Origin of the sequence: Bradyrhizobium huanghuaihaiense, assembly GCF_007830635.1 — a bacterium.
Taxonomy (GTDB): Bacteria; Pseudomonadota; Alphaproteobacteria; order Rhizobiales; family Xanthobacteraceae; genus Bradyrhizobium; species Bradyrhizobium huanghuaihaiense.
In genome coordinates this window covers 1-16439 of record NZ_VLLA01000022.1, presented here as the reverse complement: position 1 = coordinate 16439, position 16439 = coordinate 1, and the positions used below count along the sequence as shown (strand labels likewise).

15 protein-coding genes and 1 pseudogene are annotated in these 16439 nt (G+C 64.7%); 10 read left to right on the top strand and 6 right to left on the bottom strand.

From position 1 onward, the window contains the following. The first annotated feature begins 757 nt into the window (after positions 1-757). Positions 758-952, top strand: coding sequence for a hypothetical protein (locus IQ16_RS33205; RefSeq protein WP_018641814.1), 195 nt, complete (start codon positions 758-760; stop codon positions 950-952). Positions 953-978: 26 nt separating this feature from the next. Here the strand turns inward: IQ16_RS33205 and IQ16_RS33200 are convergent, their stop codons facing one another. After that, entirely contained in the window at positions 979-2151 is a 1173-nt protein-coding gene (locus IQ16_RS33200; protein ID WP_018641815.1) for an OpgC domain-containing protein, read from the bottom strand. A gap of 252 nt (positions 2152-2403) precedes the next feature. Between IQ16_RS33200 and IQ16_RS33195 the strand changes: the two genes are divergently transcribed. From IQ16_RS33195 to IQ16_RS33185, 3 genes are all read left to right on the top strand, one after another. Then, positions 2404-2709 (top strand): ETC complex I subunit, encoded by a 306-nt coding sequence (locus IQ16_RS33195; protein ID WP_018641816.1) that lies wholly within the window; start codon positions 2404-2406, stop codon positions 2707-2709. Positions 2710-3059: 350 nt separating this feature from the next. Beyond that, on the top strand, positions 3060-3548 hold the full coding sequence (locus IQ16_RS33190; RefSeq protein WP_018641817.1) for an Lrp/AsnC family transcriptional regulator: 489 nt from the start codon (positions 3060-3062) through the stop codon (positions 3546-3548). 217 nt (positions 3549-3765) lie between these two features. Continuing rightward, positions 3766-4053, top strand: coding sequence for a DUF3551 domain-containing protein (locus tag IQ16_RS33185; RefSeq protein ID WP_026311815.1), 288 nt, complete (start codon positions 3766-3768; stop codon positions 4051-4053). 91 nt (positions 4054-4144) lie between these two features. Here IQ16_RS33185 and IQ16_RS33180 read toward each other — a convergent pair whose 3' ends face one another. Further along, the gene (locus IQ16_RS33180; RefSeq protein WP_018641818.1) at positions 4145-5173 is read right to left on the bottom strand and encodes an AraC family transcriptional regulator; all 1029 of its coding nucleotides are present in this window, start codon (positions 5171-5173) and stop codon (positions 4145-4147) included. 154 nt (positions 5174-5327) lie between these two features. Between IQ16_RS33180 and IQ16_RS33175 the strand changes: the two genes are divergently transcribed. From IQ16_RS33175 to IQ16_RS33160, 4 genes are all read left to right on the top strand, one after another. After that, positions 5328-6455, top strand: coding sequence for an isovaleryl-CoA dehydrogenase (locus IQ16_RS33175; RefSeq protein WP_145832000.1), 1128 nt, complete (start codon positions 5328-5330; stop codon positions 6453-6455). 82 nt (positions 6456-6537) lie between these two features. Next, positions 6538-8142, top strand: coding sequence for a carboxyl transferase domain-containing protein (locus IQ16_RS33170; RefSeq protein ID WP_018641820.1), 1605 nt, complete (start codon positions 6538-6540; stop codon positions 8140-8142). Positions 8143-8146: 4 nt separating this feature from the next. Beyond that, positions 8147-10150, top strand: coding sequence for an acetyl/propionyl/methylcrotonyl-CoA carboxylase subunit alpha (locus IQ16_RS33165; RefSeq protein ID WP_026311816.1), 2004 nt, complete (start codon positions 8147-8149; stop codon positions 10148-10150). Position 10151: 1 nt separating this feature from the next. Further along, positions 10152-11063 (top strand): hydroxymethylglutaryl-CoA lyase, encoded by a 912-nt coding sequence (locus IQ16_RS33160; protein ID WP_018641822.1) that lies wholly within the window; start codon positions 10152-10154, stop codon positions 11061-11063. Between the two features lie 207 nt (positions 11064-11270). On the opposite strand, the gene IQ16_RS33155 is transcribed toward IQ16_RS33160, so the two are convergent. The 4 genes from IQ16_RS33155 to IQ16_RS33140 form a co-directional block, all read right to left on the bottom strand. After that, positions 11271-12197 (bottom strand): dihydrodipicolinate synthase family protein, encoded by a 927-nt coding sequence (locus tag IQ16_RS33155; RefSeq protein ID WP_018641823.1) that lies wholly within the window; start codon positions 12195-12197, stop codon positions 11271-11273. Between the two features lie 72 nt (positions 12198-12269). Beyond that, the gene (locus IQ16_RS33150; RefSeq protein ID WP_018641824.1) at positions 12270-13253 is read right to left on the bottom strand and encodes a TRAP transporter substrate-binding protein; all 984 of its coding nucleotides are present in this window, start codon (positions 13251-13253) and stop codon (positions 12270-12272) included. A 24-nt stretch (positions 13254-13277) separates the two neighbouring features. After that, a complete protein-coding gene (locus IQ16_RS33145) occupies positions 13278-14543 on the bottom strand; it encodes a TRAP transporter large permease (RefSeq protein ID WP_018641825.1) in 1266 nt (421 codons plus the stop codon). Continuing rightward, positions 14543-15166: a TRAP transporter small permease gene (locus IQ16_RS33140; protein ID WP_018641826.1), complete on the bottom strand. Its 624-nt coding sequence runs from the start codon at positions 15164-15166 to the stop codon at positions 14543-14545. Before IQ16_RS33140 ends, IQ16_RS33145 begins: the two co-directional genes overlap by 1 nt. A 198-nt stretch (positions 15167-15364) precedes the next feature. Between IQ16_RS33140 and IQ16_RS33135 the strand changes: the two genes are divergently transcribed. Further along, complete coding sequence (locus tag IQ16_RS33135; RefSeq protein WP_145831981.1) at positions 15365-16042, top strand: GntR family transcriptional regulator; 678 nt, start codon at positions 15365-15367, stop codon at positions 16040-16042. Between the two features lie 260 nt (positions 16043-16302). Continuing rightward, a pseudogene (locus IQ16_RS33130) lies at positions 16303-16439 on the top strand (IS5/IS1182 family transposase); the annotation flags it as partial.

The following is a 16439-nucleotide window of genomic DNA, read 5'->3' as shown; positions in this document are numbered from 1 at the left end:
CCGACGGAGGGCAGGCCGCATTCTGATGGTGTCCTGAATCGCGCGCGAGCGGCATGTCCGAAGCTGGCCAAAGCCTTGGCGGTCATTGTCCGCATCGCACGACTTCCGCGCGATTTTTCAAGGTATTGGCGAGGGCCACGGGGCGCAGAATTAGCAATGATTCATCGAACCTTTGGCTTGTCGCCACAGACATATCAGTGTTGGGGATTTCAGCGCCCAATGCCTAAACGGACGCCGCCAAGCGATGATATTCCGCTTGCGCGGCGTTGCGCTTTTCAGACCGAACGCGATCAGCTCGACGCGTGCCAGCCGGGCGGAAACGGTACGAGCGGCCAGACCATCTGGTTGTCGTTGGCGGGCTTTGGCGGTTCCTGAACGGACGTCCTGAGTAATGGGGCAGGCGGTACCGATCGCGCCGCCAGACGCAAACATACACAGTGCAAGCTCATCGCGGTTGTCCCCGCCAGTAAGTCATTTTTCAAAATACAATGTCAGTTCAAAATCGCCACGCGTCCAAAACGGTGCGCTCATCTCAAATCGCGCATGCATTCTAGAAAAACCGGCGCCAGCTTTCAACCGCTCCGGCCAACCGTTCGCGGCAGGTAAGGTTGATCGGTTAGGTTAAGGGCGAGCGGTTGTTGCGGCCGCCTCAAGGGGCGTTATCAGATCGGTCCCGGCTCGCGATGGGCTGCCTGAAATCCGTGCTCACACAAGATCACAGTTCGTCGCGGCGCGCGTATCCTGTGAGTTCTGCGTCATGTCTTTCGATCGCAACTTCAAAACCGTCAGCAAGCAGTCGAGCTGGACCGAAATCTGGCACCTCTGGACCGTGATCGTGCCACGCCGCTCGATCAACGGGCAGCTCGTCTACGGCAAGGTCTGGCGCCGGCACGACGGCCGCGACTGGATCTACAAGAAATTCACCGAGTTCGACGGCGAAGAGGCGGCGTAGCTGCCGCCTCCCTCAGGCGGCCTCCCTCAGGCCGCCTTGGCCTCTGCTGCCGGCTTGGCCGGCGGCGGCTTCAGCGGCTTGTCCTGCTTCTTCGACCACGAGATGTAATAGGCCACGGTCGTCATGATCGCGATGCCGGCGATGCTGACGAAGAGCTGCGCGAACAGCGAGCCCGAGCTCATCGACAGTTCGAAATGGCCGACGAAGGACAGGAACACGCCGACGCAGAACACCGCCAGCGACTGCTGGCCGCACACGATCAGCGGGTCGAACACCTTCCATTCCAGGCCCGGCCAGTCCTTCGGCACGAAGCGGATCACCAGGATCACGATCACGACGAAATGCAGGAAACGGTAGGGCGCGAGGTTGGTCTTGTCGTTGGGGTTGAAGGCCGAGAACAGCCATTCCGGGAACATGCCGCCGAAGGTGGGGAAGCGGCCGGCCATGGTCATGATCAGCGCGAACAGCATATAACCGAGACAAAGCCACAGCGTGATCGGCGAATTGATCAGCGTCATCGAGCGCCGAGCGCCGCCCATCGCGCACCAGGCGCCGAACACGAACAGCACCTGCCAGCAATACGGGTTGAAGTACCACTGGCCGGCCGGATAGGCGGTCAGATTCCAGCCGAACTGGCGCGCGGCGAGCCACAGCACGATCGACAGCGCCATCGTCAGGTCGGGCTTGCGCAGCATGAACCACAGCACCGGCGGAAACAGGCCCATCAGCACGATATAGAGCGGCAGCACGTCGAGATTGAGCGGCTTGAAGCGCAGGAACAGGCCCTGGCGCAGCGTCTCGGTGGCGTTGTCGACGAGGCCGGCGACGTTGAACTCGTTGATCATCTCGGAATCGCCGAAGCGCAGCGCGAGATAGCTGATCGATGCGATGTAGATCACGAACAGGATGATGTGGGCGACGTAGAGCTGCCAGACCCGCTTGGTGAGGCGGGTGGCGCCGACGATGAAGCCGCGCTCCAGCATCATCCGCGCATAGACGAAGGAGGCGGTGTAGCCGGAGATGAAGACGAACAGGTCGGCGGCGTCGGAAAAGCCGTAATTGCGCGTCGTGATCCAGTTCACCACGTTGTCGGGAATGTGGTCGAGGAAGATCGCCCAGTTGGCGACGCCGCGAAACAGGTCGAGCCTGAGGTCGCGGCCTTTCTCGGGGAGCGTTGCGCTGACGTTCAGGAAGGCCATGCGACGGGAGCTTTCGAAGGGGGCGGACAGGCTGAGGTCGGAGAGGCAGTGCCACCGGGCCGGATCCCGGCGCGGAAGGCGGGTACGCAATTGTCACGGTGCAGCATAATGACTATACCGTCGCAGAGGGTTACCGGGGGCCGGAATCACCAATCAGTTCCCGATCGGTGTCTCTATACTATCCCCGAGGTTTCCACCAACTGCCACCCTGACGCATCGAAATCGAACGAAAAGACGAGGCCTGGACCACCCATGACCGCACGCATTTTCAAGCCCGCCAAGAACGCGATGCAATCCGGCCGGTCCAAGACGAAGGAATGGCAGCTCGACTACGAGCCGGAGCAGCCGCGCGCGGTCGAGCCGCTGATGGGCTGGACCTCGTCGGGCGACATGAAGCAGCAGATCACCCTGCGCTTCGACAGCAAGGAAGAGGCGGTCGCCTATTGCGAGCGCAAGGGCATCGCCTACCAGGTCATCGAGCCCCAGGATTCGATCCGCCGCCCGGTCGCCTATGCCGACAATTTCTCGTTCCGCCGCGGCGAGCCCTGGACGCATTGAGGGGCGGCCCCCTCTGTCGTTCCGTCATGCCCGCGCCTGTCCCGCCTGCGGGGCCGAAGCCCCTTCGGCGAGGCGAAGGCCCGGGCATCTGCGTTTTTGGGACCGCATGAGCCTGGCCTGCATGGTTCGAGACGCCCGCTTTGGCGGGCTCCTCACCAGGGGGGGGTCTGATATCTTGCCGCGAAGCGTGACCGCATCCTGAGGGCTCGCCGGAGGCGGGCGTCTCAAGGATGGGCCGCAGGTAAGCTTCCCGCCACGCTTTTCTAGCCGCAGCGACGCTTAAGGTGGTTGGCACCAAATCCGCCCCGTGCTTCGCTGCCGCGCATGACACGACCATGGCGAGGTGGGGGATGGCGGGGCGTGACCAGCTCGACGGCGTCGACCTGAAGATCTTATCCGAGCTGCAGCAGGACGGGCGGGTCCGCAACAACGAGCTGGCGCTGCGCGTCGGCGTCTCCGCGCCGAACTGCCTGCGGCGGCTGAAATCGCTGTTCAGCCGCGGCGTGATCCGGGCGGTGCGCGCCGTGATCGACGAGCGGCTGCTCGGCTATGAGGTGGTGTCGTTCGTCTCGATCCAGCTCGGCAGCCAGGCCCAACCAGTGCTGGAGGCGTTCGAGAGCTCGATCGCCGCGATCCCGCGGATCCAGCAGTGCTGGCGGATTTCGGGCGACACCGACTATCTCCTCAAATGCGTCGCGCCGAGCGTCGAGAGCATGCGCCAGCAGCTGCTGCATTTCGCTGCGATGCCCGACGTCAAGAACGTCCGCAGCTTTCCGGTGCTGGGCGTCGCCAAGGACGTGCCGCTGCCGCTGCAGGAGGCGGCGGTGCCGGCAGCGTAGCGGATTCGATCTCTATTTCATCGGTCAGCGATTTCACAAAAGCCGAAATATTATACATGATCAACTCACCTAACTGTGACATGTGATTTGCGAAGTCCTGCAATGCGCTGAGACGTGATTGCCGGTGCCCGCCCGCCGCCTAGATGCAAGGTGTGAACCTCGGTCTGCGTCGCACGCCGAGGACGCTTTTGTGGGACCCTAAGCAGGAAAAGACATCATGACTTCGACTTCCAGGACGATCGCAGCGTCTGCTGCGACGCTGTTTGCGTCTGCGTTTCTTGTTCTGTCGGCGCCGGCTGCGAAGGCCGACGATTACTGCATCACCAACGGCGCCCAGGCCGCGCACGGCTGCGGCTACCCGACGATGGAAGCCTGCCGTCAGGCGGCGGGCGGCATTGGCGGCTCGTGCTCGCAGGCCGGCGGTTCGAAGACCAGCAACGACGCGCTCGCCTTCCAGCCGAAGCAGACGAAGCAGCCCAAGGCTCGCTCTGGCGCGCAGAACTAAGGCCTGAATTCAAAGCCTGATCCAGGACATTGCGGCCTCCGAGAGTGATCTCGGGGGCCGTTGGTTTACGACAAGCAGGTAACAGGGCGCCTCAGCGATATCTTCCGCGAAACTCGCTCGGGGAGGTGCCGGTCCAGGTCCGAAACGCCCGCGAAAAACTCTTCTCGTTGCGGAAGCCGGCGATCTCCGCGATGCGCTTGATCGGCACCCGTCCGCGCATCAGCTCCTGTTTGGCCAGCTCGAATTTTGCTTCTTCCTTGAGATCGCGCAGCGAGGTCGCTTCCTCGCGCAGGCGGCGGTGCATGGTGCGGGTGGAGAGCGCGAGCTCGCTTGCGACGTCCTCGGCGCCGAGGACTCGTCCGCGCGCATTGCGCAGCACGCGGCGGACGCGCTCGACCAGCAACCGGTCGCGCCGATAGGGCAGCACCGTGAGCCTGAGCGCGCCCTTGAGCATGCTGTCGAGATCGGCGGGGCTGCGGGTCAGCGGCAGTGAAAGATAGTGCTTGTCGAAGACGATGCGGGCATGGGCCGCGTCGAAGCGGACGGTCCGCGAGAAGATGGTCGGATAGACGGAGACGTGGCCGGGCTCGGGAAATGGAAACTCGGCGGTGCGGAGCGCGATCCTGGAATCCACCGCCCAGCAGGAGAAGCCGAGCACGTAGCGGAGCAGGGTGACGAGGCAGAATTCGCGAAAGGCTCCGAGGTCGCGCTGCTCTCGGATCGACACGATTGCGGTCTCTTCGCCGACCTCGAGATCGAGCAGCACGTCCTCGGTGAGCAGGCGGTGATGCCGGCACCAGCGCTTGAGCGCGACCTCCAGCGTCGGCGCCGTGATCGAGGCGCGGCACAGCATGCCATAGGTGCCCCATGGCAGCCGGCGGGAGAACCAGCCGAGCGCCTCGTCGTCGAGCTCGCGCATGGCGTGGCCGGCGAGGGCCTCGAACTGGACGGCCGTGACCCGCCCATCCGGAGAATTGACAAGGTCTGGCGCTATTTGACCCCGCTGCAGCGCCTCAGCCGGGTCCAGTCCGTAGCGCGCATAGGCGGCCACCACGCCGCGGACGAAGGCGGCGGGGGTCACGGCGCGGCGCGGGATCGCGGTTGCGGCTTGGAAAGGCATCGGATTCCTCTCGGAAATCCTCGCCAAGTTTGGCGGAAAATGCAACCTTTTCGACTGCAGAAGGGCCCGGTCCCCGCTAGGTTCGGTCTCAAATTACGGAGGAATCGCCTTGAACATCCCGAGCATCGATTTCGATCTGGGCGAAGACATCGGCATGCTGCGCGACACGCTCCGCGCCTTCGTGGAGGCGGAGATCACCCCGCGCGCGGCCGACATCGAGAAGGCCAATCTGTTCCCGGCGGACCTGTGGAAACGCCTCGGCGACCTCGGCCTGCTCGGCATGACCGCGCCGGAGCAATATGGCGGCTCGAACATGGGCTATCTCGCCCATATCGTCGCCATGGAGGAGATTTCGCGCGGGTCCGCCGCTGTGGGGCTGTCCTACGGTGCCCACTCCAACCTCTGCGTCAACCAGATCCGCCGCAACGGCAGCGACGCCCAGCGCCAGCGCTACCTGCCCAAGCTGATCTCCGGCGACTATGTCGGCGCGCTGGCGATGTCCGAGCCCGGCGCCGGCTCCGACGTGGTCTCGATGAAGCTGCGCGCCGACAAGCGCGGCGACCGCTACGTGCTCAACGGCTCCAAGATGTGGATCACCAATGGCGGCGATGCCGACGTGCTCGTGGTCTACGCCAAGACCGATCCGGAGGCCGGCCCGCGCGGCATGACCGCCTTCCTGATCGAAAAGGGTTTCAAGGGCTTCACGCACGGCCAGCATCTCGACAAGCTCGGCATGCGCGGCTCCAACACCTATCCGCTGTTCTTCGACGAGTGCGAGGTGCCGGAGGAGAACGTGCTCGGCAAGCTGGGCGAGGGCGTCAAGGTTCTGATGTCCGGCCTCGACTATGAGCGCGCGGTGCTGTCGGGCGGCCCGCTCGGGATCATGGCGGCCTGCATGGACGCCGTCGTGCCCTACATGCACGAACGCAAGCAGTTCGGCCAGCCGATCGGCGATTTCCAGCTGATGCAGGGCAAGCTCGCCGACATGTATGCGACCTGGCAGGCCACCCGCGCCTATGTCTATGCGGTCGGGCGCGCCTGCGACCGCGCCGACCACGCCCGCAGCCTGCGCAAGGATGCGGCGGCTGCGATCCTCTATTCCGCGGAGAAGGCGACCTGGATGGCGGGCGAGGCGATCCAGGCGCTTGGCGGGGTCGGCTATACATCCGAATTCCCGGTCGGCCGCCTCTGGCGCGACGCAAAACTCTACGAGATCGGCGCCGGTACATCCGAGGTGCGCCGCATGCTGATCGGCCGCGAGCTGATGGCGGAGACCGCGTAAGCTCCTTGCAATTTGGAATTGCCGCGGAACTGGGCCAACCTGTCCGCGGCCCCTTAGACATCACCAGCCACGCGGGACTTGCATGCCGCTTCATTCCAGCATCGATCCGTCCTCATCAGATTTTGCGCGCAACGCCGAGGCCATGCGCGGCCTCGTCGCTGACTTGCGCGAAAAGCTCAGCCAGGTCGCCGGCGGCGGCGGCGAGGCCTCGCGCAACCGCCACACCGCGCGCGGCAAGATGCTGGCACGCGAGCGCGTCGACCTCCTGGTCGATCCCGGCACCTCGTTCCTGGAGCTGTCGCCGCTCGCGGCCTACGGCCTCTATGGCGGCGACGTGCATTCGGCGAGCGTCGTCACCGGCGTCGGCCGCATCGCGGGCCGCGAATGCGTGATCGTCGCCAATGACGCCACCATCAAGGGCGGCACCTATTATCCGATGACCGTGAAGAAGCATCTGCGCGCGCAGGACATCGCGCGGCAGAACAATCTGCCCTGCGTCTACATGGTCGATTCCGGCGGCGCCTTCCTGCCGCTGCAGGACGAGATCTTTCCCGACGAGCGGCATTTCGGTCGCATCTTCTACAACCAGGCGCAGATGTCCTCACAGGGCATTCCGCAGATCGCCATCGTGATGGGCTCCTGCACCGCGGGCGGCGCCTATGTGCCGGCGATGTCGGACGAGAGCATCATCGTGCGCAACCAGGGCACCATCTTCCTCGGCGGCCCGCCGCTGGTGAAGGCCGCGACCGGCGAGGTCGTGAGCGCCGAGGAGCTCGGTGGCGCCGATGTGCATTCGCGCCAGTCGGGCGTGACCGACCACTACGCCCAGAACGATGCCCATGCGATCGGCATCGCCCGGCGCATCGTCGGCACGCTGAAGCCATCGGCGCGGCCGAACCTCAACATGCATCCCCCGCGCGATCCTCTGTTTGCGGCAGAGGAGATCTACGGCGTGGTGCCGGTGGATGGTCGCAAGCCCTTCGACGTCCGCGACATCATCGCCCGCGTCGTCGACGGCTCCGAGTTCGACGAGTTCAAGAAGCTTTACGGCACGACGCTGGTGTGCGGCTTCGCCCATATCTGGGGCCATCCGGTCGGCATCATCGCCAACAACGGCATCCTGTTCAGCGAGAGCTCGCTGAAGGGCGCCCATTTCATCGAGCTGTGCTGCCAGCGTGGCATTCCCCTGGTGTTCCTGCAGAACATCACCGGCTTCATGGTCGGCAAGAAATACGAGGCCGGCGGCATCGCGCGCGACGGCGCCAAGCTGGTGACGGCGGTCGCGACCGCCTCGGTGCCGAAGTTCACCGTCGTGATCGGCGGCTCCTACGGCGCCGGCAATTACGGCATGTGCGGGCGCGCCTATTCGCCGCGCTTCCTCTGGATGTGGCCGAATGCGCGCATCTCGGTGATGGGCGGCGAGCAGGCCTCGATGGTGCTGAGCCAGGTCCGCCGCGACAATATCGAGGCCAAGGGCGATAGCTGGTCGAAAGAAGAGGAAGATAAATTCCGCGAGCCCATTCGCGCGCAATATGAGAGCCAGGGGCACCCGTATTACGCGACCGCGCGGCTCTGGGACGACGGCGTGATCGATCCCGCCGACACGCGCCTCGTGCTCGGTCTTGGCCTCTCGGCGGCATCGAATGCGCCGATCGAGCCGACGAAATTCGGCCTGTTCAGGATGTGATGCGATGGACCGCTCAATGCTTTACCGGCGTTTTCGCACCCTCCTGATCGCCAACCGCGGCGAGATCGCCTGCCGCGTCATCCGCACCGCGCGTGCCATGGGCCTGCGCACGGTCGCGGTCTATTCCGAGGCCGACCGCGACGCCATGCATGTCGCGCTCGCCGATGAAGCTGTGCTGCTCGGGCCCGCACGCGCCCGCGACAGCTATCTCAATGTCGAGCGGCTGATCGAGGCCGCGAAAAAGACCGGCGCCGAGGCCGTGCATCCCGGCTACGGCTTCCTGTCGGAGAATGCGGAGTTCGCGCGGGCCTGCCTGGACGCCGGGCTGGTGTTCGTCGGCCCGACCGCCGGGATGATGACGGCCATGGGCTCGAAATCCGGCTCAAAGGAGCTGATGGAGAAAGCCGGGGTGCCGCTGGTGCCCGGCTATCACGGCGATGCCCAGGATGATGCGACGCTGGCAAAGGCGGCCGAGAAGGTTGGTTTCCCCGTGCTGGTCAAGGCGTCCGCCGGCGGCGGCGGACGCGGCATGCGGATCGTTCGCTCGGCGGCCGAGCTCGGGCCCGCGATCGTCAGCGCCAAGCGCGAGGCCCTGGCCGCGTTCGGCGACGATCGCATGCTGATCGAAAAGTACGTCGACAATCCCCGCCACATCGAAGTGCAGATCATCGGCGACAGCCACGGCAATCTGCTCTCGCTGTTCGAGCGCGAATGCACGTTGCAACGCCGGCATCAGAAGGTGATCGAGGAGGCGCCGTCGCCGACGCTGAACGCTGCGCAGCGCGAGACGGTCTGCGCCGCGGCGCGGAAGGCCGCGGGTGCGGTGAGCTATGTCGGCGCCGGCACCATCGAGTTCGTCTCCGACGGCAAGGACGTGTTCTTCATCGAGATGAACACGCGCCTCCAGGTCGAGCATCCCGTGACCGAGCTGATCACCGGGATTGATCTCGTCGAATGGCAATTGCGCGTCGCCTTCGGGGAGGCGCTGCCCTTGAGGCAGGACGAGATCAAGCTCAACGGCCACGCGATCGAAGCGCGCGTCTACGCGGAGAACCCGACCAAGAACTTCATGCCCTCGGTCGGCAGGATCTCGACCTGGCGCCTGCCGGCGGAAACCGGGGGCTTGCGCATCGATGCCGGCTATCGCGAGGGCGATACAGTCTCGCCTTACTACGATGCGATGCTGGCGAAGACGATTGCGTGGGCGCCGACACGGGATGTGGCGATCGATCGGCTCAACCGCGGCCTGGAAGAGTCCGATGTCCGCGGCATTATCACCAACATTCCGTTCCTGTCGGCGCTGATCACGCACCCGAAGGTGCGGACCAATGCGATCGACACCGGCTTCATCGAGCGCGAGCTGGCGGTGCTGACGTCCGCGGCACCTGCGCCCGGCGAGCTCGAGCTCTGCGCGGCCGTGGCCGCAATCGTCAACGAGGAGCAGCAGGCCGCCCGTGCGCAGGCGAGCTCTCCGTGGCAGACCTTTGGCTGGCAGCCGGTCGGCCGCCGCCAGCGCAGCTTTGCCTTCCGCGTCGGACATGGTCCGGAGCAAAAGATTACGCTGAACTACGGCAGCGGGCCGTCCACCCTGATGATCGGCGAGCGCGAGCTGGCCTTTACGATCGCGGCGAAGGACGGCGGCTTCGATCTCACGCTCGACGGCGTGAAATCGTCCGTCGCGGCCGTGATCGACGGCCATGAGCTCTACCTGCGTACGCGCAACGGCCGCTTCGACCTGCACTGGGTCGATCCGTTCGGCGGCGAGAGCGAGGAGCATGTCGGCGAGGACAAGATCGCGGCACCCTTGCCGGGCACAGTCGTCGCCGTGCTGGCCGAGGAGGGCGCCAAGCTCGACAAGGGCGCGCCGATCCTGACGCTCGAAGTGATGAAGATGGAGCAGACGCTACGCGCGCCCTATGCCGGCGTGCTCAAATCCATCAAGTGCAAGGTCGGCGATATCGTGCAGGAGGGCGTCGAGCTCGCCGTGGTCGAGCCTTCGGGAGACTGACATGAGCGACCAGGTCCGCATCATCGAGATGGGGCCGCGCGACGGCCTCCAGAACGAGAAGACGCCCGTCAGCGTCGAGGCCCGCATCGCCTTCGTCGAGGCGCTGGTCGGGGCCGGCCTCGATACGGTCGAGGTCGGCGCCTTCGTCTCGCCCAAGGCGATCCCGCAGATGGCAAGCTCCGATGCCGTGCTGCGGGGCGTCAGCCACATCAAGGGCGCCGAATTCCACGTGCTGGTGCCGAACGAGAAGGGCTATGACGCCGCGCGCGCCGCCGGCGCTAAGGTGGTCTCGGTGTTCGCGGCAGCCTCCGAAGGGTTTTCGCGTGCCAACATCAACTGCACGGTCGCGGAGTCCATCGAGCGGTTCAAGCCGGTGCTGGCGCGCGCCAAGGCAGATGGCGTACCCGTGCGCGGCTATATCTCCTGCGTGCTCGGCTGCCCGTTCGACGGTGAGATCAAGCCGAAGGCCGTCGCCGATCTCGCGAGCACGCTGTGGGATCTCGGCTGCTACGAGATCTCGCTCGGCGATACCATCGGCGTCGGCACGCCAAGCAAGGCGAAAGACATGTTGCGCGCAGTCAGCGCCAACGTCCCGCCCGCAAAACTCGCGATGCATTTTCACGACACCTACGGCCAGGCGCTCGCCAACCTGTACGCGGGGATGGAGGAGGGCGTCCGCGTCATCGACTCCGCCGCCGGCGGGCTCGGCGGCTGTCCCTACGCGCCGGGCGCGACCGGCAATGTCGCGACCGAGGATGTCGTCTACATGCTCGAAGGCATGGGCGTCAGGACCGGCGTGGATATGGAGAAGCTGCTGGCGGCGACGAACGAGATGAGCGGCGTGCTGGGCAAGCCGCCGGTGAGCCGCGTGGCGTCTGCGCTGAATGCGAAGAAGAAGCGGGCTGCGACGTAATTCTCCGTCATTGCGAGCGCAGCGAAGCAATCCAGAGTCTTTCCATCGAGGCAGTCTGGATTGCTTCGTCGCAAGAGCTCCTCGCAATGACGACTGAGAGAGCTGCCGTAGGGTGGGCAAAGGCGCGAAGCGCCGTGCCCACGATCTTTCGCAATCATCGGCAGGTGGTGGGCACGCTACGCTTTGCTCACCCTACGAAACCTCGGCCTAAGCTGCCTTCAGCCCGACATCGGGCAGCTGCGGCCGGTTCTTCAGCGCCTTGACCATCATGGCCTCGACCTCGGCCTTCTCCTGCGGCAGCAGGGCCAGGCGCGGCGGGCGGGTCAGCGCGGTGCCGCGGCCCATGATGTGCTCGCACAGCTTGATGCACTGGACGAGGTCCGGGCGGGCATCGAGATGCAAGAGCGGCATGAACCATTCGTAGAGCGGCATCGCCTCGGCCAGGCGGCCGGCCTTGGCCAGGCGGAACAGCGTCTCGCCCTCGCGCGGGAAGGCGTTCGACATGCCTGAGACCCAGCCCACGGCGCCCATGGCGACGCTCTCGACGATGACGTCGTCGAGGCCTGCGAACAGCACGAAGCGGTCGCCGACCATGTTCCTGGTGTCGATGAAGCGCCGCGTGTCGCCGGAGGAATCCTTGAAGCACACCACGGTCTCGACATCGGCGAGCGAGGCCAGGATGTCGGGGGTGACGTCGTTCTTGTAGATCGGCGGATTGTTGTAGAGCATCACCGGAAGGTCGGTCGCACTGGCGACGGCTCGGAAATGCGCGGCGGTCTCGTGCGGCTTGGACGAGTAGACCAGGGCCGGCATCACCATCACGCCGTCGATGCCGACGCGTGCGGCTTCCTTCGCCGTCTCGACCGCAAACGCCGTGGTGAACTCGGCGATGCCGCACAGCACGGGCACGCGGCCGGCCGCGACCGACTTCGCCGTCTCCATGATCGCGACCTTCTCCTTGCGCTCCAGCGAGGTGTTCTCGCCGACCGAGCCGCAGACGATGAGACCGGAGACGCCGTCGCGGATCAATCCGTCCATCACCTTGGCGGTGGCATTGATGTCGAGCGAGAGGTCGTCGTGGAATTGCGTGGTGACGGCCGGGAAGACGCCTTCCCAGGAAACGCGGCGGCTCATGAGTTCACTCCAAGTGTATTGCCGGCGGGGGGCTGGGGCCGCCGGTTGTGGCGAAAAGGGTGGCGGTTGGGATCAGAGCGTCGAGCCGACCTTGCGCAGCTCGGCGAGGACGGGTGCCTTGGGCAGCCAGATCCTGTCGAACTCCGCGATGACGGCTTCGGTGTCGCCGGCGGGGACCTGGCGGATCGGGATCGGCGCGTTCTTGAAGTTCTCGATCAGCGCCGGCTCGTTGCCGGCGAGTTCGTCGATCTGGGCATCCAGCGTCGTCTTGATCGTCTTGGTGATCAGCTCGCGGTCGGCTGCAGGCAACGACTGCCAGACCCGGCCGGAGACGACCGCGGCCATCGGCATGAAGACGGCGTTCATCTGCAGGATCACTTTCGAGACCTTGTCGAAGCGCTGGTTCCAGGAGAATTCGAGATCGGCCTCGAGGCCGTCGACCTGGCCGTTGGCCATGGCGTCGAACACCTGCGGCGTCGGGATCGGCGTCGGCGCAGCCCCGAGCGAGGAATAGAAATCGCGATAGACGGGCGTCGGGTTGATGCGCAGCTTCATGCCCTTGATGTCGGCGAGCGTGTTCAGGTCCTTGGATGAGAACACCGCGCGCATGCCGGTGATGCCCCAGCCGAGGCCGATCGTGCCGGTCTCCTGCGGCAGCACCTCGAACAGTTTGACGGCCGCCGGATGCCGGACGAATTTTGCCACCGCCGGCGTCGAGCGAACGATGTAGGGCGCGTTGATCGCGGCGATGTGCGGCACGCGCGAGCCGAGCTCGGCGGCCTGGATGAAGCCCATGTCGAGCGCACCGGACTGCAATTGCTGCATCATGGCGGGCTCGTTGCCGAGCTGGCCGGAGTGGAACACGGTCAGGGTCAGGCGGCCGTTGGTGGCGGCCTTGAGCTCATCGCCGAATTTGAGCGCGGCCTTGTTCCAGGAATGGCCGTTGGGCGTGATCAGTCCGAGGCGAAATTCCTTGGCCTGGGCAAGCGCCAGGGACGGCGCGAACACCGATGCGGCGGCACTGGCGGCGAGAAAGCGGCGGCGTGAAAGCGGCATGGTCGGGCTTCCTTTTGGATGGGCCTATTTGATGAGGATCAGCGAGAGCGAGGGGTAGAGCGAGAGCAGCACCAGGAGGACGCAGGAGATGACGAAGAACGGCAGCGTCACCATGAACATCTTGCCGGGCTTGGCGCCGGTGACGGCGGCCGCGACGAAGAAGCAGAGCCCGACCGGCGGCGACAAAAGGCCGAGCACGAGGTTGATCACCACAACGACGCCAAAATGCCGGGGGTCGATGTGATAGACGTCGGTTGCGACCGGCAGCAGGATCGGCACCGTCATGATCAGGCCGGGAATGCCGTCGATGACCGTGCCGATGATCAGCAGGATGACGTTGCAGATCAGCATGAAGCTGACCGGGTCCTTGGCGGCCGACTGGATCCAGCCGGCGGTTTCCTGCGGCACCTTGCCGAAGATCAGAACCCAGGAGAACACGGCGGCGGCTGCGACCAGGAACAGCACGATCGCCGAATAGATGCCGCTGCGCAGCATCATCTGCGGCAGCTGCGAGAACTCGAATTCCTTTGTCCAGTACTTGCCGACGAGGGCGGCGGCGACGGCGCCGACGGCCGCTGATTCCGTCGCATTGGCGAGACCGCTCAGAATCGTGCCGACGATGACGATCGGGATCAGCAGCGTCGGCGAGGTCCGCAGGATCGTCATCAGGCGCTGGCGCGGCGTCTGATAGTCGGCGCGAGGATAGTTGTACATGTATCCCATCAGCGCGATGACGAGGCAGAACATCACGGTGAGGATGACGCCCGGCACGATGCCGGCGATCAGCATGTCGCTGACCGAGACCTGCGCCAGCACGCTGTAGACCACGAACATCACCGAGGGCGGGATGATCGGGCCGAGCATGCCGCCATAGGCGGTGAGGCCAGCCGCAAAGGTCTTGTCGTAGCCCTTCTTCTCCATCTCCGGCACCATGATCTGGGCCATGATCGCGACCTGTGCGGTCGCCGACCCCAGGATGGAGGAGATGAACATGTTGGCGAGGATGTTGACGTAGGCGAGCCCGCCCTTGAGCGAGCCGACGAAGGCCATCGCCATGTCGACGATGCGCCGCGTGATGCCGCCGCCGTTCATGATCTCGCCGATCAGGATGAACAGCGGAATCGCGATCAGACCATAGCTGTCGACACCGCCGAACAACTGGAGCGGATAGGACTGGAACAGCACGGGATTGCCCGAGGCGGCGATGTAGACGAGGCCGGCGAGGCACAGGCAGAGCCCGATCGGCACGCCGACCAGCATGATCGCGACGAAGGCGGCGGACGTGACCATCAGTTGACCCCGTCGAGCTCGGAGAGCTGAAAACCCTTCGGCGGCGTGCGCGGGACCAGCTGGAGATCTTCGAGGAGATTGGCGAGGCCGTGCACGGTCATCGACACCGCGAAGATCGGCAGCGTCAGATAAAGCACCCAGGTCGGCCAGTTCAGCGTCTGGGTGTGCTCGGTGTAGAGGAAGTTGAAGGTTTCGGCCGCGAGCTTGCGCCCGTCGAACCCGGCGCGCGCGAGCCCGACCGGGTCCATCCAGAGCACGCAGGTGATGGTCAGGGCGACGCCGAACACGACGACCAGACTGGTCGAGATCACCTTAGCAACCTTCTGGTGCTGCGGCGAAAGCCGCTCCGTCAGCATCGTCACTGCGAAGTCGAGCCGCAGCCGCGTCATCGCGGAGGCACCGACGAAGGTCAGCCAAACCACGCAATAGACCGCGGATTCATCGATCCAGTAGATCGGGAAACGCGCGTAGCGGGTGACGACGTTCACCAGGATCAATCCGGTGAGCAGATACATCAGGCCCATCAGCGCCAGACGCTCGAAGGCGAGCAGGGCGTTCGACATCCGGACGATCGTACGTCGGAGGCTGAGCGCGCGCGTGGCCGGCATGGTCTGCTCGATCATGAAGAGGCCCCAACCCCCGAAGATTTGTCGTGCGATTGCTAAATGTATAATTTATACATTTGGGGTGTCAAACGGGAATTGCGGTCATTTCGGCGGCAGGACGCGCTTTTGCTGGGCACCGGCTTTTGCCGGGCAGCTCAACATGCAAGACAGGGACCGCCTGGGACGGACGAGTCGGAAGCAGGGACGGAACGTCAGATGAAACAGCCTCTGAAGCATCGCACCCTGTCGGCTGCGATCGTCGATCAGCTCAGGCAGGCGATCCTCGACGGCACCTATCCGGCGGGATCGCAACTGCGCCAGGACGCGCTTGGGGATGCCTATGGCGTCAGCCGCATCCCGGTGCGCGAGGCGCTGTTCCAGCTCGAGGCTGAAGGGCTGGTGCGGATCGTGCCGCAGAAGGGCGCCATCGTCTCGGAGCTGTCACTGGATGAGATCAACGACGTCTTCGACCTGCGCCGCATCCTGGAGCCGCGATTGCTGGCGCAGTCGGCGCCGCGCTTCACCGGGGAGGATTTCGACGGGCTCGACGACATCCACAAGAGTTTCGAGAAGGCGATCAAGGCGCGCAATGTCAGCGAATGGGGCCAGCTCAACGCCGATTTCCACATGGCGCTCTACGTCCACGCGCCGCAGCCGCGCACCCGCGCGATCGTGCTGTCGCTGCTACAGACCAGCGACCGCTACACGCGCCTGCAGCTCTCCAATACGAAAGCGATGGGCACTGCCGAGAAGGAGCACGCCCAGCTGATCGCGCTCTGCCGTGCAGAAAAGGTCGAGGAGGCCTGCCGGTTCCTGGAGCGGCACATCGAGGCCGTGCGCAAGGATCTGCTGCAGGTGGTGGCGAACGCGCCGAAGGCGCGGCGGAAAGAGTGAGTAGGGTGGTTAGCCCTGCAGATGCGCGAAGCGGATCTGCAGGGCGTAACCCACCACTGTTCGTCACTGCGGAAGCAGAAGAGGTGGGTTAGTCGTCCGTGAAGAAGGACTAAGCCACTGATCGGGAATCTCGATTTGGGCTAAGGGGCATTTCCAGATTGCAAGGTTTTGATGCTTTGGGCGTCAGAACCTTGCGATTTGGTTTTCGTGGATTCCCTCGAAGCGGGAAGCATGATTCCTTGTCTGCATCGGAGGGAACGATGCGGCCGAAGAAGCACAAGACGACGGGATCGAACGATCTGTTCCGGGCTCGGCTCGACCAGATCATCAATATGAAGCACGAGCTGGTTCTGCTCGCCGGCAAGGTCGATTGGGACTGGATCGACGGCGAGATCGC

Bases quoted from the DNA above. Each gene is read 5' to 3' on its own strand.
- IQ16_RS33135 (WP_145831981.1), top strand. From the start codon at position 15,365: ATGAAACAGCCTCTGAAGCATCGCACCCTGTCGGCTGCGATCGTCGAT.
- IQ16_RS33155 (WP_018641823.1), bottom strand. From the start codon at position 12,197: ATGAGCCGCCGCGTTTCCTGGGAAGGCGTCTTCCCGGCCGTCACCACG.
- IQ16_RS33180 (WP_018641818.1), bottom strand. From the start codon at position 5,173: ATGCCTTTCCAAGCCGCAACCGCGATCCCGCGCCGCGCCGTGACCCCC.
- IQ16_RS33165 (WP_026311816.1), top strand. From the start codon at position 8,147: ATGGACCGCTCAATGCTTTACCGGCGTTTTCGCACCCTCCTGATCGCC.
- IQ16_RS33200 (WP_018641815.1), bottom strand. From the start codon at position 2,151: ATGGCCTTCCTGAACGTCAGCGCAACGCTCCCCGAGAAAGGCCGCGAC.
- IQ16_RS33150 (WP_018641824.1), bottom strand. From the start codon at position 13,253: ATGCCGCTTTCACGCCGCCGCTTTCTCGCCGCCAGTGCCGCCGCATCG.
- IQ16_RS33185 (WP_026311815.1), top strand. From the start codon at position 3,766: ATGACTTCGACTTCCAGGACGATCGCAGCGTCTGCTGCGACGCTGTTT.
- IQ16_RS33175 (WP_145832000.1), top strand. From the start codon at position 5,328: ATGCTGCGCGACACGCTCCGCGCCTTCGTGGAGGCGGAGATCACCCCG.
- IQ16_RS33170 (WP_018641820.1), top strand. From the start codon at position 6,538: ATGCCGCTTCATTCCAGCATCGATCCGTCCTCATCAGATTTTGCGCGC.
- IQ16_RS33160 (WP_018641822.1), top strand. From the start codon at position 10,152: ATGAGCGACCAGGTCCGCATCATCGAGATGGGGCCGCGCGACGGCCTC.
- IQ16_RS33205 (WP_018641814.1), top strand. From the start codon at position 758: ATGTCTTTCGATCGCAACTTCAAAACCGTCAGCAAGCAGTCGAGCTGG.
- IQ16_RS33145 (WP_018641825.1), bottom strand. From the start codon at position 14,543: ATGGTCACGTCCGCCGCCTTCGTCGCGATCATGCTGGTCGGCGTGCCG.
- IQ16_RS33195 (WP_018641816.1), top strand. From the start codon at position 2,404: ATGACCGCACGCATTTTCAAGCCCGCCAAGAACGCGATGCAATCCGGC.
- IQ16_RS33140 (WP_018641826.1), bottom strand. From the start codon at position 15,166: ATGATCGAGCAGACCATGCCGGCCACGCGCGCGCTCAGCCTCCGACGT.
- IQ16_RS33190 (WP_018641817.1), top strand. From the start codon at position 3,060: ATGGCGGGGCGTGACCAGCTCGACGGCGTCGACCTGAAGATCTTATCC.